Annotated in this window: 24 protein-coding genes; 12 read left to right on the forward strand and 12 right to left on the reverse strand. The window is 55.8% G+C overall.

Translation table 11 applies throughout. The features are described from left to right. Positions 1-155: 155 nt before the first annotated feature. From AC2FAP_RS18020 to cysE, 5 genes are all read left to right on the forward strand, one after another. Complete coding sequence (locus AC2FAP_RS18020; protein ID WP_014168077.1) at positions 156-587, forward strand: rhodanese-like domain-containing protein; 432 nt, start codon at positions 156-158, stop codon at positions 585-587. An 11-nt stretch (positions 588-598) separates the two neighbouring features. After that, the gene (gene grxC / locus AC2FAP_RS18025; RefSeq protein WP_014168078.1) at positions 599-850 is read left to right on the forward strand and encodes a glutaredoxin 3; all 252 of its coding nucleotides are present in this window, start codon (positions 599-601) and stop codon (positions 848-850) included. A 32-nt stretch (positions 851-882) separates the two neighbouring features. Next, positions 883-1,350 (forward strand): protein-export chaperone SecB, encoded by a 468-nt coding sequence (secB, locus tag AC2FAP_RS18030; RefSeq protein ID WP_014168079.1) that lies wholly within the window; start codon positions 883-885, stop codon positions 1,348-1,350. Beyond that, positions 1,350-2,369, forward strand: a complete 1,020-nt coding sequence (gene gpsA / locus AC2FAP_RS18035; protein WP_014168080.1) for an NAD(P)H-dependent glycerol-3-phosphate dehydrogenase — start codon at positions 1,350-1,352, stop codon at positions 2,367-2,369. Before secB ends, gpsA begins: the two co-directional genes overlap by 1 nt. A gap of 78 nt (positions 2,370-2,447) precedes the next feature. Beyond that, on the forward strand, positions 2,448-3,269 hold the full coding sequence (gene cysE / locus AC2FAP_RS18040) for a serine O-acetyltransferase (protein ID WP_008502718.1): 822 nt from the start codon (positions 2,448-2,450) through the stop codon (positions 3,267-3,269). On the opposite strand, the gene trmL is transcribed toward cysE, so the two are convergent. From trmL to AC2FAP_RS18085, 9 genes are all read right to left on the reverse strand, one after another. After that, entirely contained in the window at positions 3,266-3,739 is a 474-nt protein-coding gene (gene trmL / locus AC2FAP_RS18045) for a tRNA (uridine(34)/cytosine(34)/5-carboxymethylaminomethyluridine(34)-2'-O)-methyltransferase TrmL (RefSeq protein WP_014168081.1), read from the reverse strand. The genes cysE and trmL overlap by 4 nt on opposite strands. 45 nt (positions 3,740-3,784) lie before the next feature. Beyond that, complete coding sequence (locus tag AC2FAP_RS18050; RefSeq protein ID WP_047954885.1) at positions 3,785-5,125, reverse strand: MFS transporter; 1,341 nt, start codon at positions 5,123-5,125, stop codon at positions 3,785-3,787. A 182-nt stretch (positions 5,126-5,307) separates the two neighbouring features. Next, positions 5,308-6,495, reverse strand: coding sequence for an FMN-dependent L-lactate dehydrogenase LldD (lldD, locus tag AC2FAP_RS18055; protein WP_025206447.1), 1,188 nt, complete (start codon positions 6,493-6,495; stop codon positions 5,308-5,310). Then, positions 6,492-7,265 carry a transcriptional regulator LldR gene (lldR, locus tag AC2FAP_RS18060; RefSeq protein WP_149376833.1) on the reverse strand — a complete coding sequence of 258 codons (774 nt, stop codon included), beginning with the start codon at positions 7,263-7,265 and terminating at the stop codon, positions 6,492-6,494. The genes lldD and lldR overlap by 4 nt, the downstream gene beginning before the upstream one ends. Next, on the reverse strand, positions 7,262-8,917 hold the full coding sequence (gene lldP, locus AC2FAP_RS18065; RefSeq protein WP_032680001.1) for an L-lactate permease: 1,656 nt from the start codon (positions 8,915-8,917) through the stop codon (positions 7,262-7,264). The genes lldR and lldP overlap by 4 nt, the downstream gene beginning before the upstream one ends. A 284-nt stretch (positions 8,918-9,201) precedes the next feature. Further along, positions 9,202-9,564, reverse strand: coding sequence for a YibL family ribosome-associated protein (locus AC2FAP_RS18070; protein WP_014168086.1), 363 nt, complete (start codon positions 9,562-9,564; stop codon positions 9,202-9,204). A gap of 58 nt (positions 9,565-9,622) precedes the next feature. Further along, a complete protein-coding gene (mtlR, locus tag AC2FAP_RS18075; protein ID WP_192879999.1) occupies positions 9,623-10,210 on the reverse strand; it encodes a mannitol operon repressor MtlR in 588 nt (195 codons plus the stop codon). After that, the gene (gene mtlD, locus AC2FAP_RS18080; RefSeq protein ID WP_025206445.1) at positions 10,210-11,358 is read right to left on the reverse strand and encodes a mannitol-1-phosphate 5-dehydrogenase; all 1,149 of its coding nucleotides are present in this window, start codon (positions 11,356-11,358) and stop codon (positions 10,210-10,212) included. Before mtlD ends, mtlR begins: the two co-directional genes overlap by 1 nt. 99 nt (positions 11,359-11,457) lie before the next feature. After that, positions 11,458-13,365 (reverse strand): PTS mannitol transporter subunit IICBA, encoded by a 1,908-nt coding sequence (locus AC2FAP_RS18085; protein WP_485453001.1) that lies wholly within the window; start codon positions 13,363-13,365, stop codon positions 11,458-11,460. 655 nt (positions 13,366-14,020) lie between these two features. Here AC2FAP_RS18085 and AC2FAP_RS18090 point away from each other — a divergent pair. The 6 genes from AC2FAP_RS18090 to exaC all read left to right on the forward strand — a co-directional run bounded on the left by AC2FAP_RS18090 (position 14,021) and on the right by exaC (position 21,172). Continuing rightward, entirely contained in the window at positions 14,021-14,377 is a 357-nt protein-coding gene (locus AC2FAP_RS18090; protein WP_014168090.1) for a DUF3302 domain-containing protein, read from the forward strand. A 2-nt stretch (positions 14,378-14,379) separates the two neighbouring features. Continuing rightward, a complete protein-coding gene (locus AC2FAP_RS18095; protein WP_014168091.1) occupies positions 14,380-15,516 on the forward strand; it encodes an HlyD family secretion protein in 1,137 nt (378 codons plus the stop codon). A gap of 89 nt (positions 15,517-15,605) precedes the next feature. Further along, positions 15,606-16,214 (forward strand): glutathione S-transferase, encoded by a 609-nt coding sequence (locus AC2FAP_RS18100; protein WP_485453002.1) that lies wholly within the window; start codon positions 15,606-15,608, stop codon positions 16,212-16,214. Positions 16,215-16,317: 103 nt separating this feature from the next. Next, positions 16,318-17,703, forward strand: coding sequence for an L-seryl-tRNA(Sec) selenium transferase (gene selA / locus AC2FAP_RS18105; protein WP_032679999.1), 1,386 nt, complete (start codon positions 16,318-16,320; stop codon positions 17,701-17,703). Continuing rightward, complete coding sequence (gene selB / locus AC2FAP_RS18110; RefSeq protein ID WP_449541922.1) at positions 17,700-19,547, forward strand: selenocysteine-specific translation elongation factor; 1,848 nt, start codon at positions 17,700-17,702, stop codon at positions 19,545-19,547. The genes selA and selB overlap by 4 nt, the downstream gene beginning before the upstream one ends. An 86-nt stretch (positions 19,548-19,633) precedes the next feature. Then, positions 19,634-21,172: an acetaldehyde dehydrogenase ExaC gene (exaC, locus tag AC2FAP_RS18115; protein WP_020882663.1), complete on the forward strand. Its 1,539-nt coding sequence runs from the start codon at positions 19,634-19,636 to the stop codon at positions 21,170-21,172. Here the strand turns inward: exaC and AC2FAP_RS18120 are convergent. Then, positions 21,169-22,134, reverse strand: a complete 966-nt coding sequence (locus AC2FAP_RS18120; protein WP_062777982.1) for a LysR family transcriptional regulator — start codon at positions 22,132-22,134, stop codon at positions 21,169-21,171. The genes exaC and AC2FAP_RS18120 overlap by 4 nt on opposite strands. Before the next feature lie 117 nt (positions 22,135-22,251). On the opposite strand from AC2FAP_RS18120, the gene AC2FAP_RS18125 reads away from it, so the two are divergent. Continuing rightward, positions 22,252-22,992: a MipA/OmpV family protein gene (locus tag AC2FAP_RS18125; RefSeq protein WP_014168097.1), complete on the forward strand. Its 741-nt coding sequence runs from the start codon at positions 22,252-22,254 to the stop codon at positions 22,990-22,992. A gap of 94 nt (positions 22,993-23,086) precedes the next feature. On the opposite strand, the gene AC2FAP_RS18130 is transcribed toward AC2FAP_RS18125, so the two are convergent. Both AC2FAP_RS18130 and AC2FAP_RS18135 read right to left on the reverse strand, forming a co-directional pair. Further along, complete coding sequence (locus AC2FAP_RS18130; RefSeq protein ID WP_068795317.1) at positions 23,087-25,042, reverse strand: glycoside hydrolase family 127 protein; 1,956 nt, start codon at positions 25,040-25,042, stop codon at positions 23,087-23,089. A gap of 10 nt (positions 25,043-25,052) precedes the next feature. Then, on the reverse strand, positions 25,053-26,453 hold the full coding sequence (locus AC2FAP_RS18135) for an MFS transporter (RefSeq protein WP_020882660.1): 1,401 nt from the start codon (positions 26,451-26,453) through the stop codon (positions 25,053-25,055). Between the last annotated feature and the right edge of the window lie 203 nt (positions 26,454-26,656).

Below are 26,656 nucleotides of genomic sequence, written 5' to 3' on the forward strand. Positions count from 1 at the left end.
GGGCAAGGTGCTTAGCGGACGCTTTTGAGGCAATTTTTTAGGTGGCAGGCCTCAGAAAATGGATTAGGTTATGGTCGCTGGCTGTATTTGCCACAACGCACAGGTATACTCCTGTCCTGGTTTTTTTAATCACTAAGTCGGAGTAGTTACCCTCCATGCAAGAAATTATGCAATTCGTTAGCCGCCATCCGGTTCTGAGCATCGCGTGGATTGGCCTGCTGGCTGCTGTGCTGTTCACCACATTTAAAGGCCTGACGTCTAAGATTAAGGTTATCACCCGTGGTGAAGCGACGCGTCTGATTAACAAAGAAGATGCCGTCGTGGTCGATCTGCGTCAGCGTGACGATTTCCGTAAAGGTCACATTGCTGGTGCTATCAACCTGTTACCTGCTGAAATCAAAGCAAACAACGTTGGTGAGCTTGAGAAACATAAAGCCCAGCCGATTATCGTTGTTGACGCGACCGGTATGCAGGCGCAGGAATCTGCCAGCGCGCTGCATAAAGCAGGCTTCGAAAACGTAACGGTTCTGAAAGAAGGTATTTCCGGCTGGAGCGGGGAAAATCTTCCTTTGGTTCGCGGTAAATAAGGAGTTCAGTAATGGCCAATATCGAGATCTACACCAAAGCAACGTGCCCGTTCTGCCACCGTGCAAAAGCGCTTCTGAACAGCAAAGGCGTAGCGTTCAAAGAACTGCCGATTGACGGTGACGCGATTAAACGCGAAGAGATGATCCAACGTAGTGGTCGTACGACAGTTCCGCAGATTTTTATTGATGCGCAGCACATTGGCGGCTGTGATGACTTGTATGCGCTCGATGCCCGTGGTGGACTCGATCCGCTGCTGAGCTAAGAGACTTTAGGACAATTAAAAAGGGTTTTTCCATGTCAGAACAAAACAACACCGAAATGACTTTCCAGATCCAGCGTATCTACACCAAGGATGTCTCTTTCGAAGCGCCAAATGCGCCACACGTTTTTCAGAAAGATTGGCAGCCAGAGGTTAAACTTGATCTCGATACCGCATCTACCCAACTGGCGGATGACGTGTATGAAGTCGTACTGCGTGTGACTGTTACTGCCTCTCTGGGCGAAGAGACTGCATTCCTGTGTGAAGTTCAGCAGGGCGGCATCTTCTCCATCGGCGGCATCGAAGGCAACCAGATGGCGCACTGCCTGGGTGCATACTGCCCGAACATTCTGTTCCCGTATGCTCGCGAATGCATCACCAGCCTGGTTTCTCGCGGTACATTCCCGCAACTGAACCTTGCGCCAGTTAACTTTGATGCGCTGTTCATGAACTATCTGCAGCAGCAAGCTGGCGAAGGTACTGAACAACATCAGGATGCCTGATGAGCACTCTTAATGCGTCAATGACTGTGATCGGTGCCGGTTCATACGGCACCGCTCTTGCCATCACGCTGGCAAGAAATGGTCACGAAGTGGTTCTCTGGGGCCACGACCCAAAACATATCGCGACGCTGCAACGCGACCGTTGCAACGTGGCGTTCCTCCCGGACGTTCCGTTCCCAGACTCCCTGCACCTTGAAAGTGACCTTGCGACCGCGCTGGCGGCCAGCCGCAACATTCTGATTGTGGTGCCGAGCCATGTGTTTGGCGAAGTGCTGCGTCAGATCAAGCCGCTGATGCGCCCTGATGCGCGCATTGTATGGGCCACCAAAGGGCTGGAAGCCGAAACCGGACGCCTGTTGCAGGATGTCGCCCGCGAAGCGCTGGGTGATGACATCCCGCTGGCGGTTATCTCGGGGCCGACGTTTGCTAAAGAGCTGGCCGCTGGCCTGCCGACGGCGATCTCGCTGGCATCAACCGATCAGGCCTTCTCCGACGATCTTCAGCATTTGCTGCACTGCGGCAAAAGCTTCCGCGTTTACAGCAACCCCGATTTTATCGGCGTACAGCTGGGCGGTGCGGTGAAGAACGTGATTGCGATCGGCGCCGGAATGTCCGACGGGATTGGTTTTGGTGCCAACGCACGTACCGCACTGATTACGCGCGGCTTAACCGAGATGTCCCGCCTTGGCGCAGCACTGGGTGCCGATCCGACCACCTTCATGGGCATGGCGGGCCTGGGCGATCTGGTGCTGACCTGTACCGACAACCAGTCCCGTAACCGCCGCTTTGGCATGATGCTCGGTGAGGGCATGGATGTGAAAGGCGCGCAGGAGAAGATTGGTCAGGTGGTTGAAGGCTATCGCAATACCAAAGAAGTTCGCGAATTGGCGCACCGTTTTGGTGTCGAAATGCCAATAACCGAGGAAATTTATCAGGTATTGTATTGCGGAAAAAATGCGCGCGAGGCAGCATTGACCTTATTAGGTCGTTCGCGCAAGGATGAGCGCAGCAGTAACTAGTCGCAGGGATTCTTGTTAGCACTATGACCCGGCCAGCACAGAACTGGCCGGTCATTAACATGTCGTCTGGAGTAAGCAATGCCGTGTGAAGAACTGGATATCGTCTGGAACAATATTAAAGCTGAAGCCCGGGCTTTGGCTGACTGCGAGCCAATGCTGGCCAGTTTCTATCATGCGACGCTACTCAAGCACGAAAACCTCGGCAGCGCCCTGAGCTATATGCTCGCCAATAAACTGGCTTCCTCGATTATGCCCGCCATCGCCATTCGTGAAGTGGTGGAAGAGGCCTATGCCGCTGACCCTGAAATGATCGCTTCTGCCGCCTGTGATATCCAGGCCGTGCGCACGCGTGACCCGGCGGTGGACAAATACTCTACGCCGTTGCTGTATCTGAAGGGCTTTCATGCCTTGCAGGCTTATCGCATCGGCCACTGGCTGTGGAATGAAGGCCGCCGCGCGCTGGCTATCTTCCTGCAAAACCAGGTTTCCGTGACCTTCCAGGTGGATATTCACCCGGCCGCGAAAATTGGCCGCGGGATCATGCTTGACCACGCCACCGGCATTGTCGTCGGTGAAACCGCGGTGATTGAAGATGACGTTTCGATTCTGCAGTCGGTCACGTTAGGCGGTACCGGTAAAACCAGCGGCGATCGCCATCCGAAAATCCGTGAAGGGGTGATGATTGGCGCGGGCGCCAAGATCCTCGGCAACATCGAAGTGGGTCGTGGTGCGAAGATTGGCGCCGGCTCGGTTGTTCTGCAGCCTGTTCCGCCGCACACGACCGCCGCTGGCGTACCGGCTCGTATTGTCGGTAAACCAGACAGCGACAAACCGTCGATGGATATGGATCAGCACTTCAACGGTATTCACCATACGTTTGAGTATGGTGACGGTATTTAACTCCTGAGAATGGCGCCCGGGTATCCCAGCTGGCGCCATGCTTCATACACCACCACCGACACCGCATTTGACAGGTTCATGCTGCGGCTGTCCGGCATCATCGGAATACGAATCTTCTGCTCAGCGGGCAGGGCATCAAGAATGGTGGCCGGCAGGCCGCGCGTTTCCGGGCCAAACATCAGATAATCACCGTCCTGATAGCGCACGGCGCTATGTGCCGGCGTGCCTTTGGTGGTCAGGGCGAACATGCGCTGTGGGTTTTCGCTTTCCAGAAACGCGGCGTAATCATGATGGCGAACCACGGCCGTAAATTCATGATAATCCAGCCCCGCGCGGCGCAGACGTTTGTCGTCCCACGTAAAACCCATCGGCTCGATGATATGCAGACGAAAACCGGTGTTGGCGCACAGGCGGATAATATTGCCGGTATTCGGCGGAATTTCTGGTTCGAATAAAACGATGTTAAGCATGCTGCCCCCTTAATTGCGGGGGCAGAATAGCAGAAACCGGGCCGCTTATGCGACGCCGAGATCCTGCGAGCGGCAACGGAGCATTTTGTAGAAGGTTGCCGCGGCCGCCAGCAGGGCGGGCAGGCTAAGGATCATCAAAATGCTGTCTGCCTGCCACTGCATGGAGAGAAGCTGCGCGCTGGTCATGGTGCCCGCCACGCCACCAAAGCGGCCAATGCCCTGCATCCAGGCAATGCCCGTTGCGCGACACTCGGTAGGATAAAAGGTGGCTGCCAGCGTCTGCATTCCCGATTGCGCGCCGTTCATCGCGATCCCCATCAGGAAAATCAAGCCGCCAAACAGGGCGATATGGTTATGTTCAATGCCGAGCGCCAGAATGAGCAGCATGGTCAGGACAAAGCCACCTGCGACCACTTTGTGTGCCTCCCAGCGATCCATCATCCAGCCCGCGAGAAGGATGCCTGCGGTACCGCCGAAGGTGAACAGCGAGGTGAGCCATGCGGATTCCGCGAGGGGATAGCCCATCCCCAGCATCAGCGTCGGCATCCAGCTAAGCAGGACGTAATAAATCACCAGCCCCATAAAATAGGTTACCCATAGCATCAGGGTGCCGGGCAGCCAGGGCTGTGAAAACAGCTGTGCTACGCTCCCTTTTTTGGCGGCGACCCGATCCTCTGCGAGGAAGAAACCGGTGACGCCATCGAGGGTCGTGCGGGCGAAACGGCTGGCGATACGGCGGATCTGCATCACATCTTTCCCGCGCTGCACCAGGTACTTCACCGATTCCGGTAAAAACAGCATCAGCAGCAGCGTTAATATCAGCGGTGCTATCGCGCCGGTCAGCAGTACGCTTCGCCAGCCATGATGCGGGATAAGCCAGGACGATATCGCCCCACCGCCGGCCGCGCCCAGCGGGAAGCCGCAGTACATGGTATTAATCGCCATGGCGCGACAGCGCTGAGGGGCAAACTCTGAGATGAGGGTGATGGCGTTCGGCATGGCGGCACCCAGCCCCAGGCCTGTCAGAAACCGCCATAGCGTCAGGGTGTTAAGGCTTTGTGCCCAGGCCGTCCCCAGGCTTGAAAGGCCGAAGAACAGACAAGAAAAGACCAGTACGCGCTTGCGGCCTATCCGGTCCGATACCGGGCCTGCGACCAGCGCTCCCAGGGACAGCCCGAGCAGTGCTGCGCTCAGTACCGGTCCCAGATCCTGTTTGTGTATGCCCCATTCTGCCGACAGCGTGGGCGCAATGTAGCCCATTGCTGCGGTATCGAAACCATCGATCGCCAGCACCAGAAAGCCCAGCACGATGAGCACCCAGTGAAACCCCGAAAAGGGACTGTCGTCGATCACCTGCTGAATATCCACCTGACCTGAATATCTCATACGCTCCCCTCTGATGTGATGGTGTTTTTGTGTTCTTGTATTTGCTTGTCTATACAATTGCGTGCGGCACAGGTATGTCAAATTTTCTTATCTAATATGTTACCTGGATGTTATTTTTGACAAAAAAAAGCGCCCGAGGGGAGTTCGGACGCGTGGAGAGGGGAAGGGGAATCAGACGGGCGTCAGGCTGCGTCACCCTGGGCAAGCGGTGCCAGTGCTGCGGGTAATTTACCCAACTCCTGCACCAGGGAATCCTTGCTGATTTCGCGAATCGTTTTTGCGCCGGTCAACGTCATCGCCACTTTCATCTCTTTTTCGATCAGGTTGAGCAGATTCGCCACCCCTGCCTGACCAGCCGTAGCCAGTGCATAAAGATATGCGCGTCCGAGCAATACGCTGTCTGCGCCAAGGGCAATCATACGCACCACGTCAAGCCCGTTGCGGATACCGCTGTCGGCGAGGATAGCGATATCACCTTTCACCGCATCGGCAATCGCCGGCAGTGCGCGTGCGGAAGAGAGTACCCCGTCAAGCTGACGTCCGCCGTGGTTAGAGACCACAATACCGTCAGCGCCAAAGCGCACGGCATCGCGGGCATCTTCCGGGTCGAGGATCCCTTTGATCACCATCGGGCCGTCCCAGAATTCGCGGATCCACTCCAGGTCTTTCCACGAGATGGACGGATCGAAATTATTCGCCAGCCAGCCGATGTAATCTTCCAGCCCGGTGGGTTTACCAAGATAGGCCGAGATATTCCCCAGATCGTGCGGGCGACCATTCACACCGACATCCCAGGCCCATTGCGGGTGCGTTACCGCCTGCCAGTAGCGACGCAGGGCAGCATTTGGGCCGCTCATCCCGGAGTGGGCATCACGGTAACGGGCGCCAGGCGTCGGCATATCAACGGTAAAGACCAGCGTTGAACAGCCCGCGGCTTTGGCACGCTCCAGCGCATTGCGCATAAAGCCGCGATCGCGCAGGACGTACAGCTGGAACCACATCGGACGCTGGAGGGTCGGGGCCACTTCTTCAATCGGGCAGACGGAGACGGTGGAGAGGGTAAACGGAATACCTTTGGCATCCGCCGCTGCTGCCGCCTGGACTTCACCCCGGCGGGCGTACATGCCGCACAAACCGACTGGTGCAAGGGCCACCGGCATGGAAAGCGTTTCGTTAAACAGCGTTGTCTCAAGGCTCAGCTCAGACATATCTTTCAGCACGCGCTGGCGCAGCGCCACTTCCGACAGATCTTCCACGTTGCGGCGCAGGGTGTATTCGGCATATGCCCCACCGTCAATATAGTGGAACAGGAACGGCGGCAAAATGCGCTGCGCCGCGGCGCGATAGTCACTGGCTGCTGAAATAATCATGCTTTGTTCTCCCTGGAAATATCACTGTCGCCAGGCAGACGGGTAATACGCGCCTGTCGGGCCTGATCTTCATCGAATCGTTTTATGGTGGTGTGCACGAACCCCAGATGCGCCATCATCGCTTTGCGCGCGGCCTCAGCATCCCCGGCCAGAATGGCGTTGAGTACCGCCTCGTGCTGTTCGGTCAGTTGGGCAAATACCGGCGGGACCAGATACATACGCTGGCGGCTCTGCTTCACGGAGGATTGCAACAGGTCGAAGAAACCGCGCATGGTCTGGAGCAGAACGACGTTGTGCGATGCTTCGGCAATCGCCAGATGAAACCGCACGTCCGCCTGCGAGGCGATGTCCGGGTCGCTGCTTTGGGTGGCGTCAAAGCAGGCTTTGAGCTTCTCTTTGTCGGCTTCAGTGGCCCGCATGGCCGCATGCCAGGCGGTACTGGTTTCGATGGCGTGCCGCGCTTCAATGATGTCGAAGCTGTAGTCCGGGTCGTTTTCCATCAGTGTTTTAAGCGGCAGCACGATGTTTTGCTCGGACCAGTCATCGTGCTGCCAGCGGACAAAGGTGCCGCCGCCCCGACGGCTTACCAGTACCCCTTCGCTGACCAGCGTCGCCAGCGCCTCACGCAGGGAGTTACGAGATACACCCAGTTGGGCGGCGAGCTGGCGCTCGGCGGGCAATTTCATGCCCGCTTCCAGCTGTTGTTCTTCAATCAGCGCCCGTACGCGAGAGGCAATCTCGTCGGACAGGCGTCTGGGCATGACTATCATGGGATCATCCAGGTTAAGACATAGGCCTGCAGGGTCGTGATCACCCCGACCATACAGGTGAATATCAGGCTGTGTTTCACGGTAAAGCGGAACAGGTCCGACTCTTTACCGACCAGTCCCACCGCCGCACAGGCAATGGCGATGGATTGCGGTGAGATCATCTTGCCGGTCACGCCGCCGGTAGTATTGGCGGCCACCAGAAGGATGTCCGACACGCCAATCTGCTGGGCTGCCGTCGCCTGCAGGGCCGCAAACAGGGCGTTAGATGAGGTATCTGAACCGGTCAGGAACACCCCCAGCCAGCCGAGGAACGGCGAGAAGAACGTGAAGGCGTGGCCGGTATGCGCCAGCGCAAGCGCCAGTGTCGATGACAGGCCGGAATAGTTCGAGATAAACGCGAACGCCAGCACCATGCCGATGGAGTAGATCGGCAGCATCAGCTCCTTAATGGTAGCCGCAAAAGTCTGTACTGCAGCCGCTGGCTTCATGCGTAACCACACCACAGACAGGATAGCGGCAAACAGTATTGCGGTGCCGGTTGCTGAGAACCAGTCAAATTTATACACCGCGGCATACGGCGTGGCGGCGTGCACCACGGGCGGCATACGGGCGACCATCTTGTCGAGGAACGGCACGGAGATGTTAATGACCATCTCATACAGTGCGCCACCCGGTGCGAACAGGGCCTTAAACGGTGGAATACTCCAGAGCGTAACCGTGGCGGTCAGGAACAGGAACGGAGACCATGCGCGAATGATTTGTCCCGCGGTATAACCGGTACGTGCCAGGGTTTGATCGACGTGTGAAGCACCCATATCGGCGAAACGGAAGATGCGTACCGGCTGCCAGCGTTTCAGGAACAGCGTCAGGCAGACCAGCGACACCAGTGAAGAGATAATGTCCGGCAATTCGGGGCCGAGGAAATTCGAGCTGAGATACTGGGCAATGGCAAACGAGCCGCCAGCGACGACCACCGCAGGCCATGTCTCTTTCACGCCGCGCCAGCCATCCATAATCGCCATGATCCAGAACAGCACGATGATGGTCAGGAACGGCAGCTGACGGCCAACCATCTGGCCAATTTCAAAGCTGTCCAGACCGGTGACCTGCCCGGCGACCAGAATCGGGATCCCCATCGCACCAAACGCCACCGGCGCGGTGTTAACGATCAGACAAAGACCTGCAGCGTAAAGCGGGTTGAACCCCAGCCCGACTAACAGCGCCGCGGTGATGGCAACCGGTGCGCCAAACCCGGCCGCCCCTTCCAGAAAGGCCCCGAAGGAGAAACCGACAATCAGCATCTGCAGACGCTGGTCCGGGGTAATGGAAAGTATCGATGAGCGGATAATGTCGAACTGCCCGGTTTTCACCGAGATTTTGTAGACAAAGACCGCCGCGATGATGATCCACGCAATCGGCCACAGGCCGTAGAAGAAACCATAGACGACGGAGGCCAGCGCGCGATCGACCGGCATTTTATAGAAGAACAGTGCCACCATCAGCGCAATGGCAACGGTGTACGTCGCGGCCAGGTATCCCTTCAGCTTGAGCTTAATCAGCGCAAAGAAGAAGAACAGGATCGGAAGCGATGCGATCAGGCTCGACAGCCAGATATTGCCAGCCGGATCGTAGTTTTGTTGCCAGAGGCTCATGCAGGTCTCCTGAGGACCAGACAGTCTGCGTAGCGGGTGAGTCTCCGCTCATCTCTGCGTCACAAACTGTGTAAAAGTGGTCCTGCCAATATTGTGTTGTAGGGTGAATGACAATAAATGGTTAACCAGTTGTTATGAGTCGGCAATGATTTTGTGAGGGGAATTAGTGGAATTGTGAACCAGGAAAGTGATTACCGGGAGATTGGTTGGGCCAATTTTAAGCGGTGAGGGGGCGACGCGGTATGGTTTTCGCCCTCTCGCCTGGGAGAGAGGGCGGGGGACGATCAAAACGCGGTCTTACAAAAACCCGTCATCTCTTTCAGACCCATTTCGCGACCAAGCTCGGTCATGGGATGAACCACCACCAGGCCACGGACGCTTTTCTTCAGCTTGCCCATGTCGGCCTGCTCTTTTTTAGTGATGGCGCGACGGTGCGGCATGCTCAACAGCTTTTGGGCTTCGTTGCTCAGCTTCTGGCCTTTGACTTCGCGCAGACGCTCGATTTCCGCTTCAAGCTTCTCACTCTCTTTCTCCAGCTCGGCATACTTCTCGGCGGACTCAACCAGTGAGAGACCAGCCATCTGGTGGCGGATCAGATCCAGGCGGTCGCTCAGGCGTTTAATTTCGTTCTTTTCGACTTCTTTCATGACAAATAACTCTGAAAACGGGGAATTTACAGGGAAGGATACACCAATGTGAGCAGGCTTACTTCTGAAACGCTTTTTTTAAGCTGATTCGGGAAATCAGCTCAGTCAGGGAAAGGACCATTGTGGAACGGACAACCTGTTGATAACGCAGCTTTTGCATCGCGTACAGCTCAGGGTCACTGTTATCAAAATGGGGAGCAGGGGGAAGCGCGGAGACGCAGTGTAGCTCGCCGAAGGGGCCAAGGATCTCATCATCGGTAAAGGTGTACTCATTACCGTCATGATTTAACTCTTCGCGCAGTGCCATCAGCAGCTCGGCATCTTCATACTCTTGTCGGTTCAACACGCCAAGACCATAAATCAGCTTCAGACGTACCGATAAATCGCCCAGCGGTCCGTCTCCGTCCAGTAACGGTTCTACAGCATATTTTACCGCGTAGTCGTCTTTGCGAAACACCTGAAGTACCAGAATATTCACCGCCTCGGTTAGCAACTCGACGGCGGCAATCAGGAAACTTCGTACGGTTTTGCCAGCATTCAGACGCTCAAGCACACGATTTTCAAAGGCCTGGGTTTGTTCCATTATTGCCTGCATATCTGACAATCTGTTATTTGGGCGCAGGCTATCCTGCGCCGCACTCTGCATCATTTGATTGCGTTGTAAGCGTTCACCGCCTCCACAACCACGTCGCTGTTGGCATCCAGACCAGAGATCTGCGCCAGCGCACCCTGCGGGCCTTTATCGTTAATCAGCTGAGCCAGCTCCTGCGCCTGTGGATCCTGTTCGCTGCGGTAATGCATCGCGGCGGCAATCCCTTTCACCAGGTTGGCGTGCGCAAGACCATACTCCAGCGTGCCCAGCAGCGGTTTAATCAGGCGATCGCCCGCGCTCAGTTTACGCAGTGGCTGACGGCCTACGCGCTCAACGTCATCTTTCAGATACGGGTTTTCAAAACGACCGAGGATTTTCTGGATGTATGCTGCATGTTTCTCAGCATCAAAACCGTAGCGTTTGATCAGCACCGCGCCGCTCTCTTCCATTGCCCCTTTAACCACCGCACGGATGCTCTCATCGAGGATCGCGTCACGAATGGTCTGATGACCGGCCAATTTTCCGAGGTACGCGGTTATAGCATGCCCGGTGTTCAGCGTGAAGAGTTTACGTTCGACAAAGGCCATCAGGTTATCGGTTAATTCCATCCCCGGAATGGTTGGCAGCGCGCCTTTAAACTGGGTTTTATCGACGATCCACTCGCTGAAGGTTTCCACGGTCACTTCCAGCGGATCGTGGGTGGCGGATTCTGACGGCGGAACGATACGGTCAACGGCGGAATCCACAAAGCCGATGTGCGCTTCCACCCAGGCTTTATCTTCGTCCGCGACGGCGGCGAGCACATGGCCTTTCAGCTGCGTGGTGCCGCGCACCATGTTTTCACAGGCGATGATGTTCAGCGGTGTGTCGATGCCCTGCGCTTTACGTTTTGCCAGGCCTTTCGCCACCGCAGGGGCAATGCGCTCAAGCACCACCGGACCAACGGCCGTGGTCACCAGATCGACACTGGCGATGAGGTCGATAACGTCTTCGCCAATGCTGCTTACCGCATTAACGCCAGACACCGTCTCAACCTGCTCGTTTTCGCCTACCACGTGTACCTGATAGCTATGACGGGCATTCAGGGCATCCAGGACTACCTGATTCACATCGGCGAATGTCAGCGTAATGCCTGCGTCTGCCAGCAGTTTACCGATAAAGCCACGACCGATATTACCTGCGCCAAAATGTAATGCTTTCATAGTATTAACCTTAATCAATGTTTTTACCCGAGAGGGCTGGGGTGAGGCTTTGCCCTCACCCTAACCCTCTCCCCACAGGGGGAGAGGGAAGAGGTTCCGTTACTTGTTCAACAGCGCCAGCACTTCTTCCACGCTGGTGGTGTTGGCCAGACGTTCAATGACAGAGTCGTCATCCAGCGCGTTGGTCAGGCTGGTAATCACCTGGATGTGCTCGTTGTTGCGAGCGGCGATACCAATCACCAGGCGGGCGATGTCGTCTTCTTCTTCACCGAAGCGTACACCATCCGGATACTGGCAGAACACCACGCCGGTTTTCAGTACGCGATCTTTCGCTTCAACCGTACCGTGTGGAACCGCAATGGATTCACCCAGATAGGTTGGGGTCAGCTTTTCACGCTCCAGCATCGCGTCAACGTATTCAGGCTGCACGTAGCCGCCTTTCACCAGCTGTTCACCGGCAAAGCGAATCGCCTCTTCCTTGTGGGACGCCGTGTGGCCCAGGAAGATGTTTTCTGCGCCCAGGCGGAACAGGTGGCTGTCGTTCGCGTCAAAGCTGTCTTTCAGGCTGTCGCGGACTTTGACTTCGTTATCTTCATGACGCTGTGCCGCCACCAGACGTTCGGTCAGGTTGGTGTACAGGCCGCTGTCCAGGAAGTTGGTCAGCGAAATGTGCTGTGCCTGAGGAACCTGACGCATCGCACGTTCGGTCAGATCGCGGTGCGTAATCACCAGGTCAACATCTGCAGGCAGGCTATTGATGGCGCTGTTGGTGACGGAGATGTTGGTCAGACCCGCATCCTGTACTTTCTTACGCAGCACGCCGGCACCCATGGCGCTGGAACCCATACCCGCGTCACAGGCCACGATGATTTTACGTACGTGGCTCAGGTCGTTAGAGACATCGCCCGCCGCCAGCGGCGTTGCGCCTTTTGATTCGGCTTTCATGTCATGCATACGACGGGTTGCCGCTTCGATATCGTCATCTTCTTTCACTTTGCTGGTTTTCAGCAGGATAGAAGAGACCACGAAGGAGACGGCCATTGCCGCACAGATGGCTGCGATGTTAGCGAAATAGGCACCTTTCGGGGTCATCGCCAGCACCGCCAGGATGGAGCCTGGAGAGGCCGGAGAAACCAGACCACCGCCCAGCACGCTCAGGGTGAACACGCCCGTCATACCGCCGAGGATAACGGCCAGGATCAGACGTGGGTTCATCAGCACATAAGGGAAGTAAATTTCGTGGATACCGCCCAGGAAGTGGATGATAGCCGCACCGCCCGCAGACTGTTTCGCACTGCCGCGACCAAAGAACATGTACGCCAGCAGAACACCCATGCCCGGGCCCGGGTTGGCTTCAATCAGGAAGAAGATGGACTTGCCGAGGTCATGAGACTGCTGAATGCCCAGCGGTGAGAAGATACCGTGGTTAATGGCGTTGTTGAGGAACAGGATTTTCGCCGGTTCAACAAAGATAGACGCCAGCGGCAGCATGTCGTGCGCAACCATGAAGTTAACGCCTGCCGCCAGAACTTTGGACAGCACTTCAACCGCAGGGCCAATGCCGAGGAACGCCAGAATCGCGAGGATCATACCGATGATGCCCGCAGAGAAGTTGTTCACCAGCATTTCGAAGCCGGATTTGATCTTGCCATCAACCCAGACGTCGAATTTCTTAATTGCCCAGCCGCCCAGAGGGCCCGCAATCATTGCACCGAGGAACATCGGCATATCCGCACCGACGATAACCCCCATCGTCGTGATGGCACCCACAACGCCACCACGATCTCCACCCACCAGACGACCCCCGGTAAACCCGATAAGCAGCGGCAGCAGATAGGTAATCATTGGGCCAACAAGTTTCGCCAGCGTTTCGTTAGGCAACCACCCTGTCGGGATGAACAACGCAGTGATGATACCCCACGCGATAAACGCGCCGATATTTGGCATCACCATATTGCTGAGAAAACGACCAAAGCTTTGAACTTTGATCTTGAAATCGGATGACATAAAACACCCCTTCTTCTGTTTACGCTTAGGCTTGCGGCCCGAGGTTTATTGTTAATGAGGCGGCAGAGGTAGCCGGGCCCTGTTCTGATGCTGTGAAATCTGGCACTGAATCGTTCAACTGTCCAGACGACGGAAATTTGTGTGATATGAATCACGTAAATGTAGGGGGTGCAGACATGAATGAAGTGATCTTCGTCACAAAAATGGTGGATAAAAAAAATACGATGGCGATAAATAACGCAAAAACCACCCACTTCTGTGATGTGAATCACACTTGATTGTCGTGAGTTTGTTTCTGGATTGTGATTAATTTCACAAAAAATTTTTATGCAGAATTCTCCGGATGTGATCGGCGACAAATTCTGCCTGGCGATTCAACGCCAGGATGTCATGAAGTCACACATAAAGCTAAAAAATGACTTTTCATGTGTGGTATGGCGAAAAGCAATAAGGTACGTTACGCTCATATTGTAAGGTTAAGTCTATTATTATTCAGGATATATTTTGACACGCTTATAAACTTGCATGGAGATATTATAAAAAACGATACTCCCCGGCTCTGAAATATAAGTACACCTCGTATTTATAAAAAATTAATTAGGTTGCGTACCGTTTTATTAATTTAATGAGTTGACGTTGTTTAAGTGAGGAGAATATGTTTCTCAACTATTTTGCGCTGGGCGTATTGATTTTTGTATTTCTGGTTCTTTTTTACGGAATCATCGCCATCCATGATATTCCTTATAATATGGCCAAAAAACGGAATCATCCCCATGCGGATGCCATTCATACGGCGGGATGGATTAGCCTGTTTACGCTCCATGCGATTTGGCCGTTCCTGTGGATTTGGGCCACGTTGTACCGCGAAGATCGCGGCTGGGGGATGCAGAACCACATCTCAAAACCTGATGAGGTCCCGGGTATGGATGCTCTGACTAAACGTGTGGCCGAATTAGAACAAAAACTGGCAGCGGTACCTCCCACGGCTGACAAGAACACGCTGGAGCACTAATCATGGATCTGCTGATTATTTTGACCTATGTGGCCTTTGCCTGGGCCATTTTTAAAATATTCCGTATCCCGGTAAACCAGTGGACCCTCGCGACCGCAACATTAGGCGGGGTGTTTATTGTCGCCGGGCTTATCCTGTTGATGAACTATAACCATCCCTATACCTTTACGGCGCAAAAAGCGGTTATTTCCATTCCGATTACGCCGCAGGTTACTGGGGTAGTGAGTGAAGTTACCGATAAAAATAACCAGCTAATTAAAAAAGGCGAAGTGTTATTTAAACTTGATCCGGGCCGCTATCAGGCGCGCGTTGACAGACTGCAGGCCGACCTGGTCACCGCCACGCACAATATCGACAATCTCAAAGCGCAGCTTGCGGAAGCGGTCGCCAATACCACGCGCGTGTCCGCTGAACGTGACCGCCTGTATAAAGATTACCAGCGCTACCTGAAAGGCAGCCGCGCAAAGGTTAACCCGTTCTCTGAAAGCGATATCGACAACGCACGGCAAAACTATCTGGCGCAGGATGCGCTGGTAAAAGGCTCGGTGGCTGAACAGACGCAAATACAAAGTCAGTTAGACAGTATGGTCAACGGTGAGCAATCCCAGGTTGCTTCCCTGCGTGCTCAGCTTGCTGAAGCGAAATACAACCTGGATCAGACCGTGGTGCGTGCGCCGAGCAATGGCTATATCACGCAGGTACTGATTCGTCCGGGGACCTATGCTGCCGCGCTGCCGCTGCGCCCGGTCATGGTCTTTATTCCTGAACAGAAACGCCAGATTGTGGCCCAGTTCCGTCAGAACTCGCTGCTGCGTCTGAAGCCGGGCGACGAAGCGGAAGTGGTCTTCAACGCGCTGCCGGGCCAGGTCTTCTCCGGCAAGCTCACCAGTATTCTGCCGGTGGTGCCGGGGGGATCATACCAGGCGCAGGGTGCGCTGCAGTCGCTGACCGTGATCCCTGGCACCGATGGCGTATTAGGCACTATCGAGCTGGAGCCGAATGCTGATGTCGATGCGCTGCCCGACGGCATTTATGCTCAGGTGGCGGTCTATTCGGATCACTTTGCTCACGTCTCGGTAATGCGTAAGGTGCTGCTGCGTATGACCAGCTGGATGCACTACCTCTATCTCGATCACTAACCCCTTCAGGGCAGGAATGCGACACGCATACCTGCCCTTTTTTCATCGCTTGATCCATACTGACTTTTTTCGGCATCAAGGATCAGGCAATGAAACTTATCGGCAGCTACACCAGTCCCTTCGTGCGAAAAATCTCGATTCTCCTGCTGGAGAAAGGGATTGAATTCGAGTTCGTCAATGAACAGCCTTATCACGCTGAAAACGGTGTGGCGAAGTACAACCCGCTGGGAAAAGTGCCGGCGCTGGTAACAGACGAAGGCCAGTACTGGTTTGATTCCCCCATTATTGCGGAGTACATCGAGCTGCTCGGCGTGGCCCCGGCGATGTTACCGGCCGATCCAAACGCGGCGCTGGCAATGAAGCAAATTGAAGCGCTGGCCGACGGTATTATGGATGCGGCGTTAACGTCCGTACGCGAGCAGGCAAGACCCGCCGCCCAGCAGTCTGAAACGGAACTGTTACGCCAGCGTGAAAAAATCAGCCGCAGCCTGGACTGGTGCGAACAGCTTATCCGGGAGGGAAAAATTCAACCCGATAGCCTGAACCTGGCAACGATAGCCATTGCCTGCGCCATCGGTTATCTCAATTTCCGCCACGTTTCCCCCGGCTGGTGCGTCGACCGTCCATTGCTGGTGAAGCTTGCAGAAACGCTCTTTCAGCGCGAGAGCTTTGCCCGTACCGAACCGCCAAAGGCTTGATGCGGGTTATAACACTTCGCAGCAGGAGGCGGTACAATCCCTTCTTATGTTGACTCCCTCTCCCGTCGGGAGGGGGGATGATATTTACTCGCCAGGCGCTTTCATGACAACTCATCACTCCCTGTACAGCCAGATCCCTGCAACCGACCGTCTTCTTCGCGAGCCGCGCGTGCATGCTGCCGTTGCGCGGTTCGGCCATACCGCGACGGTTGAAATATTACGTCTGCTTCAGGACGAAGCCCGCAGCCATATTCAGACAGAAAATGCATTGCCGGACTGGTGTGCGGCGTGGGGGCAGGAAGTGGAGCTGAGGCTCGAGGAGAAAGCACAAAGCGCGTTACGCCCGGTCATCAACCTGACGGGAACCGTGCTGCACACCAACCTTGGTCGCGCTCAACAGGCAGAAGAGGCCGTCGCTGCGGTCGTGCAGGCCATGCGTTCCCCCGTGACGCTTGAGTACGATCTGGACGGCGCAGGGCGCGGACATCGCGATCGGGCGCTGGCGGACCTGCTCTGCGAGCTGACCGGCGCAGAAGATGCCTGCATCGTGAATAACAACGCGGCGGCGGTACTGTTAATGCTGGCAGCGACCGCCAGCGGTAAAGAGGTGGTGGTTTCCCGTGGCGAGCTGGTCGAGATTGGCGGTGCGTTTCGCATTCCGGATGTTATGCGCCAGGCGGGCTGTACCCTGCATGAAGTGGGCACCACCAACCGCACGCATGCAAAAGATTATCGCGCGGCAGTGAATGAAAATACCGGGCTGCTGATGAAGGTCCACACCAGTAATTATCAGATAGCCGGATTCACCAAAACCGTTGAAGAGGCGGAGCTGGCGGAGCTGGGCCGTGAGCTGGGTGTGCCGGTGGTGGCCGACCTCGGTAGCGGTTCGCTGGTCGATCTGAGCCAGTACGGTCTGCCAAAAGAGCCCATGCCGCAGGAGATGATTGCGGCGGGCGTCAGTCTCGTGAGTTTCTCCGGCGACAAACTGCTTGGCGGCCCGCAGGCGGGGATTATCGTGGGTAAACGTGCGCTTATTGCGAAGCTGCAGCAGCACCCGCTCAAGCGTGCACTGCGAGCCGATAAAATGACGCTTGCTGCGCTGGAAGCGACGCTGCGCCTTTATCTCCACCCGGAAAAACTGGCTGAACGTCTGCCTACGCTGCGCCTGCTGGCCCGTGATGCCGCCTCAATTCGCGCCCAGGGTGAGCTGCTCTTGCCACACGTTGCGCCGCACTACCCCGATTTTGACGTGCGCCTTGAAGCTTGTCAGTCGCAGATCGGCAGCGGTTCACTGCCGGTGGACAGGCTGCCCAGCGCGGCGCTCACGTTTACACCCCGTGACGGGCGCGGCAGCCAGCTTGACGCTTTGTCGGCGCGCTGGCGTGCCTTGCCAGCACCGGTTATCGGGCGCATTTACGATGGCCGAATGTGGCTGGATCTACGCTGTCTTGAAGATGAAGCGCGATTTCTGGAGATGCTGTTGAAATGATTATTGCCACCGCCGGTCACGTCGACCACGGAAAAACCACCTTATTACAGGCCCTGACCGGGGTGAATGCCGATCGTCTGCCGGAAGAGAAAAAACGCGGCATGACCATCGATCTGGGCTATGCCTACTGGCCTCAGCCTGATGGCCGGGTGCTGGGTTTTATTGATGTACCGGGACACGAGAAGTTTCTTTCTAACATGCTGGCGGGCGTCGGTGGCATCGATCATGCTCTGCTGGTGGTGGCCTGTGATGACGGCGTGATGGCGCAAACGCGTGAACATCTGGCAATTTTACAGCTGACGGGCAACCCGCAGCTGACCGTTGCGCTGACCAAAGCTGACCGCGTCGATGAGTCGCGACTCAACGCGGTGCGTGAAACCGTGCAGGCGACCTTGCGGGAGTATGGATTTGCCGATGCGCCATTATTCGTCACCGTGGCGACAGAAGGGCGCGGTATTGACGAACTTTGCCACCATTTGCAGCAGCTTACTTCACGCGAGCATGCCAGCCATCATCGTTTCCGTCTGGCGATCGACCGGGCCTTTACCGTTAAAGGCGCGGGGCTGGTGGTCACCGGTACCGCGCTGAGCGGTGAAGTGAACGTGGGCGATACCTTATGGCTCACGGGTGCCAACGCCCCGATGCGTGTGCGCGGTTTGCATGCGCAGAACCAGCCCGTAGAGCATGCCCATGCCGGGCAGCGCATCGCGCTCAATATTGCGGGCGATGCGGAAAAAGAGAAGCTTAACCGTGGCGACTGGCTGCTGGCCGGTGTACCGCCAGAGCCTTCTGAGCGGGCGATCGTCGCCCTGCAGACGCATGTGCCGCTGACCCAATGGCAGCCGCTGCATATCCACCACGCGGCCAGCCATATCACCGGGCGCGTGTCACTGCTGGAAAACGACCTTGCCGAACTGGTTTTCGATTCGCCACTGTGGCTCGCGGATAATGACCGTCTGGTACTGCGTGACATTTCGGCCCGGGAGACGCTGGCCGGGGCGCGGGTGGTCACGCTCAACCCGCCGCGTCGCGGCAAGCGCAAGCCGGAGTATCTGCAATGGCTGGGAGCGCTGGCGCAGGCCGCGGATGATAAAGCCGCGTTGCTTGTTCATCTTGAGCGTGGTGCCGTCAATCTGAGCGATTTCGCATGGGCTCGTCAGCTCAGCGCGGAAGGATTACGCCTGCTGACCCAAGAGCCCGGTTTTATTCAGGCGGGTAACAATTTACTGAATGCCCCGGTCGCAGCATGCTGGCAGCGCAAGGTACTGACCACGCTCGCCACTTACCATGAACAGCATCAGGATGAACCCGGCCCGGGACGTGAACGCCTGCGACGCATGGCGTTGCCGATGGAAAACGATGCGCTGGTGCTGCTGCTGATTGAAAACATGCGCGAAAGTGGGCTGATAAAAAGCCACCACGGCTGGCTGCATCTGCCGGATCACAAAGCCGGGTTTAACGCCGGGCAAGAGGCGATATGGCAGAAAGTGGCCCCGCTTTTTGGCGACGAGCCGTGGTGGGTTCGCGATCTCGCACGTGAAACGAATACTGACGAACAGGTGATGCGCCAGGTATTGCGCCATGCGGCGCAGCAGGGATTAATCGTCGCGATCGTGAAAGATCGTTATTACCGTAACGATCGCATTGTGGCGTTTGCAAACCTGATCCGCGAGCTGGATCAGGCGCGAGGCACGACCTGCGCAGCAGATTTCCGCGATCGGCTGAACGTCGGGCGCAAGCTGGCGATCCAGATCCTGGAATATTTCAACCGCATCGGCTTTACCCGTCGTCGTGGCAACGATCATTTATTGCGGGATTCGTTATTATTTCCTGAAACTCCGTGACCCCCGTCGTAAACACCGTTACCGGCTGGCGAGAAAATCGCCAGCCGGAACTACCCTTGTTGTACACCAACAGCAAGGAGACGGTCATGACAAACAATCCTCCCTCATCGCGTATCCAGCCTGGCGAGTATGGTTTTCCCCTCAAGCTGAAGCCCCGTTATGAAAACTTTATCGGCGGCGACTGGGTTGCACCCGTCGGCGGCGAATACTATTCCAATCTGACGCCCGTTACCGGCCAGCCGCTGTGTGAGATAGCCAGCTCCGGCAAGGGGGATATCGATCTGGCGCTGGACGCCGCGCACAAAGCCAAAGACAAATGGGGGCATACCTCTGTTCAGGACAGAGCGGCGATATTGTTCAAAATCGCTGACCGGATGGAACAGAATCTGGAGCTGCTGGCAACGGCGGAAACCTGGGATAACGGTAAGCCAATCCGTGAAACGATGGCGGCAGACGTGCCGCTGGCCATTGACCACTTCCGCTATTTTGCCTCCTGTATTCGCGCTCAGGAGGGCGGAATTAGCGAGGTAGACAGCGACACCGTGGCGTACCACTTCCACGAACCGCTGGGCGTGGTGGGGCAGATCATTCCGTGGAACTTCCCGTTGCTGATGGCGAGCTGGAAAATGGCGCCCGCGCTGGCGGCGGGTAACTGCATTGTGCTCAAACCGGCCCGCCTGACCCCGCTGTCAGTCCTGCTGCTGATGGAAGTCATTGGCGACCTTCTCCCGCCAGGCGTGATTAACGTGGTGAACGGGGCGGGGGGTGAGATAGGGGAATATCTGGCGACATCAAAACGGATCGCCAAAGTCGCGTTTACCGGGTCGACGGAAGTGGGTCAGCAGATCATGCAGTACGCGACCCAGAACATCATTCCAGTGACCCTGGAGCTGGGCGGTAAATCGCCGAACATTTTCTTCGCCGACGTCATGGAGGAAGAGGATGCCTTCTTCGATAAAGCCCTGGAAGGCTTTGCGCTGTTTGCTTTTAACCAGGGTGAAGTCTGTACCTGCCCAAGCCGCGCGCTGGTGCAGGAGTCTATCTATGAGCGCTTTATGGAGCGAGCCATTCGCCGCGTCGAGTCTATCCGCAGTGGTAACCCGCTTGATAACGTGACCCAGATGGGCGCGCAGGTCTCGCACGGGCAGATGGACACTATCCTCAACTACATTGATATCGGCAAGAAAGAAGGGGCGGATGTCCTGACCGGCGGTCGGCGTAAAATGCTGGGCGGCGATCTGCAGGACGGGTATTACCTGGAGCCGACGATCCTGTTCGGCAAAAACAACATGCGCGTTTTCCAGGAGGAAATTTTCGGACCGGTGCTGGCCGTCACCACCTTCAAAACGATGGAAGAGGCGCTGGAGATTGCTAACGATACGCCGTATGGCCTCGGGGCTGGCGTCTGGAGCCGCAACGGTAATCTGGCTTATAAAATGGGGCGGGGCATTCAGGCCGGGCGCGTGTGGACCAACTGCTACCACGCTTATCCGGCGCACGCGGCTTTTGGGGGCTATAAGCAGTCGGGCATCGGGCGTGAAACCCACAAGATGATGCTGGAGCATTACCAGCAGACGAAATGCCTGCTGGTGAGTTATTCCGATAAACCACTGGGGCTGTTCTAACCCTCCAGCTCAGGCTGCCCCTGGGCAGCCTGAGCAATTTGCTGACGCAGGCAGTTCAGTACGCCGTCCAGAATGTACTGCACGCGCCAGGGCTGGTATTCACGTTTGCGGAATATCGCCGTCAGGTCGAGCCACCACTCTTCCTGATGGGGGAAGCAGGGAACCAGAGAACCACTCTTAAGCTCTTTTTTCAGGCTTTCTTTCGGCGCAAAAACAATACCGAGATTATTTCGTGCCAGTTCCAGCGCCGTCTGTGTATTGTCGCAAATATAATTTCCGGTCACTCTGTAATCATATACGGTCTCACTGCCGTGGACGCGAAAACGCCAGATGTTCGCCTCATCCACCAGCATCGAGTCTATTAAAATACAGGAGTGATTAATTAAATCTTCAGGTCCGGTTAAGGGGTGGTTTTTCAAATATTCTTCTGTGGCAAATGCCGTGACGGAATATTTCGTTAACACACTGGCGACCAGACTTTCATCTTTCGGCTGAGCATAGGTAATGAGAATATCGCAATCATCGGGGAACGAGACCCCTTCGGAATATTCATTACGATCCAGGTTGTACGTTTTTAACGAGATGCGGATATCACCGATGTCCTCAATCTGATGGATCACGTGTCGCGCTAGATACATCACGATACCCGTTGGGGCGTAAATGGTCACTTTTCCGCGCTTCTCATGCTTATAATCAGCAATGAAATTAATGAGCTGGCTATTTTTATCCAGCGTGGCGTCAATGTAGGGGAGTAACGCTTCGCCAAACTGGGTTAGCGCCAGTTGACGGGTCGTGCGCTCAAATACCTTAAGACCGACACGCGTTTCAAAATCAGAAAGGTATTTACTGACGTTAGCCTGTGCCATGCCCAGCAGGGCTGCGGCATCGCCAATACTGTGGGTGGCTGCGATGACGGAAATAATTTTTAACTCGCGTGGTTTTAGCTGGAACTTATTCATCATGCGCACCCATCTATATGTTTTTATATATAATATTATATAAACTGTAGCGTTGCATTGGCAAATTTGTAACCATTATTATTCGCCTCGCTTGTTTGGCGTCTAAATGGATTACATGTAATGACTATTAAATACAATTTACTCATCGCAGCCACGTTATTTGCAACATCATCTGCAATGGCTGGTGACTTTTCACTTGGGGCGGGGGCTGTATTTAATGAGTCGCCTTATAAAGGTTATAACGAAAATACCACGGCGGTACCGTTAATTAGCTATGAAGGCGACCGGTTTTATATTCGCCAGACCACCGGCGGATGGATCCTGTGGAAAGACGAAAAAAATGAATTCAGCATGACCGCATCGTGGATGCCACTGCGATTTGATCCTGAAGATAACGACGACGCTCAGATGAAACACCTCGATGAGCGTAAAGCATCAGCGTTTCTCGGCGGGGCGTACTACCGCCATGAACACTGGGGCTCGCTGAAAGTGGCGGTCTCGGGTGATGCGATGGATGAGAGCGGCGGCGTGATCGGTGAAATCTCATACTTCCGTCCGGTTCGGATGGAACGTCTGACGCTGACGCCATCGGTAGGTATTTTCTACAGCGACGAAAGCTATAACGATTACTACTACGGTGTATCCGGCAATGAGTCTCGCCGCTCAGGCCTCAATGAATACACCGCAGGTGATAGCTGGACGCCGTATGTGGGTCTCGCGGCTAAATATCAGTTAACCCAGAATCTGTTTATCAACGCCAGCGCGGTCTATACCGTGTTACCTGACGACGTGAAGAACAGTCCGATGATCGATCGCGAAGACAGTTTCGCGCTGATGACCGGCATGTCCTGGCGTTTCTGATCTAAAGCCGGGTGGCGATTGCCTACCCGGCCTCGGTTTTTATCTCCCGCGCCTGTGGGAGTGGGTTGGGGTGAGGCTGACAGGACAGATGCCTTCAGGCCTCATCCACCCAAATCCGCATTTCGCCTTCTCCCCGGTTTGCCCAGCTGAACCACGGAATAAAGGTCAACGTCCGGGGCTGGCGCTGCACCGGGGCGCGATCGTACTGCCACAGTGCCTGCGTGCCTTCCTCATCAGCGTGACGCGCGATACCCTCCGCCTGAATCAGTATCTTGTGCGCAAAGATCCCTTTTCCTTCAAAGACCCGAAATTCGCTCTGCTCAGGCAGGGAGAGGTTATGCAGGTTCGCGCCATTGTCGGCCTCTTCCAGGCAGTAGACCAGCGGGCCACGCTGCAGCGCGACTTTACCGGCCTGCTGGCGTACCAGCGGGTTACCGTACACGCGGCGGACCGGCATGGGTAAGGTCAGCGTAAGGGTATCTCCCTCCTGCCAGCGGCGGGTGAGGTACAGATACCCCCGGGAGACATCACCCGTGACCCTTTCGCCGTTCAGTGACACGGCCGGGCTTGCGCACCAGTCCGGTAAACGTAGTGCCAGCGTGTGGGTCACCGGGACAGGTGAGGTGATCTCGATGTTGACCTCTTCCTGCCATGGATAATTACCGCTAATCCGTAGCTGTAAGGTGCCCTCATCTACCGGTATGGCGACGTCGTTCCCCACATAGAGGTTGATAAAGAGCGCGTTCTGACGAACGGTATAGAGATAGTGGCCCAGCGAAGTGAGCACGCGGGCGATATTGGGCGGGCAACAGGCGCAGCCGAACCAGCGCTGGCGAACCGGCTTAACGTGGTCGTAGACATGATTAAATGCCAGCGTTTTAGGGTGTACCTCCAGCGGGTTCACATAGAAGAAATGTTTACCGTCCAGCGCCATGCCGCCCAGTACCGTGTTGTATAAGGCACGCTCCATCACGTCGGCGTACTGGCTGTCCGCTTCCATCTCCAACATCCGGCGGGCAAACATCATCAGGCCAATGGAGGCGCAGCTTTCGGCATATACCGTATCGTTAGGCAAATCGTAATCGCTGCTGAAGGCTTCGCCACTGCTTTGCGAGCCGATCCCGCCGGTAATATAGAGCTGTCGCTGGGCCATGTTATTCCACAGCCGCAGGCAGTCCTGGCGTTTACCCTCGTCATGACTCAGGCGAGCAAGATGCGCCATACCCGCCATCAGATAGACAAATCGAACCGCGTGGCCGATGGCGGTGTGTTGTTCGGCAAGCGGTTGATGCGCCTGGCTATAGGCTTTGTCCTTGACCATCCACGCCGGGCCGTACGTGTTCCAGTACGATGTCCGGCCCCGTTTCTCATATTCGATATCGTAGAAATGAGGCTGCGTGCCGCGCGTGTCGATAAAATATTTCACAAGGGCCAGGTAACGCGGTTCCTGAGTGACGTCGTAAAGCCGCATAAGCGCCAGCTCAATTTCCGGATGGCCCGGATAACCGTGAAGCTGCTCCTCGCCGGGGCCAAAGACCCGGTCGATATGGTCCGCCAGTTTGCATACCACCTCCAGCAGACGGCGTTTTCCGGTCCCCTGAAAATAGGCCACGCCAGCTTCAATCATATGTCCGGCGCAGTACAGCTCGTGGCATTCGGCGAGATTCGTCCAGCGCTCACCGGGTGCTTTCACCGTGAAGTAGGTGTTGAGATAGCCATCGTCACACTGCGCCGCCGCAATCAGCTCAATCACCTCATCGGCGGTTTTTTCACGTTCCGGGTCGGGCTTCTGGCACAACGACCACGCGACGGCTTCCAGCCATTTCGCCACGTCGCTGTCCTGAAACACCATTCCATAGAACTCCCCCTGTTCCAGCCCTGCCGCAATGCGGAAGTTGGTGATGGCGTGACTCGGTTCGGCTTCGGTAACGCGATCGTTTAGCGCATCCCACTGGTAGGGGATCACCACATCACGCACCAGCCGCTGATACTGACCGAGAAACGGGTCGTTGATGTTCAGTGTGTGCAGGTCGGCTTCCATTATGGACATGTCATTCTCCTCAGGACGATACGTGACGCTGGCGCAGATCGGTGGCAATGCGCGACATCATGGGATTGTTGAGTCTGCACCAGCGAATTGAGACCGCCAGCAGCAGGTGGAAAAGGGCGGGGAGCAGCGTCTCCATCGCAGTAATTCCCTGTAACGAGGCTGGTGTCTGGTTGCCCGCGCCCGGCTGGTAGGCGACGGCGATAAACACCAGGCTGATGATCCCGGCGCTGGACGCCCAGGCGAGCTTGATGAAAAACAGATTGAAAGCGAAGTTCATGCCAGATGAACGTACCCCGTTTTTCCACTCACCATAGTCATCTGCAAATGCCATCAGCGAGAAGTGCAGGGGCAGGGTAAAACCGAGAATGACACCGTTACTCAGAATAACGATCAGCCAGAGCATCTGATGAGCCGGACCGCCTGGCAGAAACCACATACCCGCCGCGAGCGCGGCCAGCACGAGGTTGGTGTAGTAATAGAGTTTGACGGTATCAATCCGGCGAGAAAGGGGATTCACGATCACCGCGCCGAGAATGGCCGCAAAGGTCACCATTGTGAAGAACAGCGAGGTATAAGCGGTACTGCCCTGGAGCACGTAGGTGATGAAGTACATGTAGCCGCCGCCACGAATGTTGAAGACGTTGATCAGCAGGAATGACATCACCAGCATCAGCAGGAGCTGATCGTTGTTGCGCAGGCCGGCCAGGTGCTCGCGTAAGGTGAATTTGCCCATCAGCGCCAGCGGGACGCGCTCACGCACCCAGAAGAAGCAGCAGAGGAACATCACCACGGCGATGGCGCACAACACCCCAACGCCGAGCTGATAGCCTCGCGCAGCGTTGCCCTCGCCCAGCGCTGCGACCAGCCACGGCAGGCCAACAGAGACCAAAAAGCCCGCCACACCGCACAGCACAAAGCGCCATGACTGACAGGAGATGACCTCGCTGTGGCGGGTGGTCATGGTGTTGATCAGCGCGCAGTAGGGCACGTTGATGGCGGTATAGCCCACTGACAACAGCAGATAGGTACCAAACGCCCAGGCGATTTTCACCCCCATGCTGGCGTCAGGCACGGTGAAGGTCAGTACACCGATAACCCCGACAGGAAGCGCCACCCACAGCTGCCACGGGCGAAAACGCCCCCAACGGCTTTGTGTTCGGTCGGCAATCACCCCCATCACCGGATCGGAAATGGCGTCAAACACGCGCAGGGCAATAAACAGCGTGCCAACGAGCGCAGGCGTCAGACCAAAAACGTCGGTGTAGAAGAAGGTAAGAAAATTCATGATCAGGCAGGTAATGACCGTGCCACCCGCGTCACCCAGGCCGTAGCCAATTTTTTCGCGGACTGACAGGCGGTCATCCATTGCCCCTTGTACGACCTGTGATTCTGTAATCGGTGTGGAAGTCATGAGGTAACTCCTCGGTAATCGATTTTTATCGTATTTATGCAAGGTACCCCATTCATTCTGCACCGAACGCTCAGGCCAACAAGGGAAGGGAAAAGTATAAAAAGGTGACGATTCCGACCTGATGATAAATTTGTGATTTCGATCGGGAAGGCAGGAAGATATTCATTAATAATCAAAGCATAAGATGAATATTAATGGCAATC

The sequence above is a fragment of the Enterobacter cloacae complex sp. 394I7 genome (assembly GCF_057320345.1).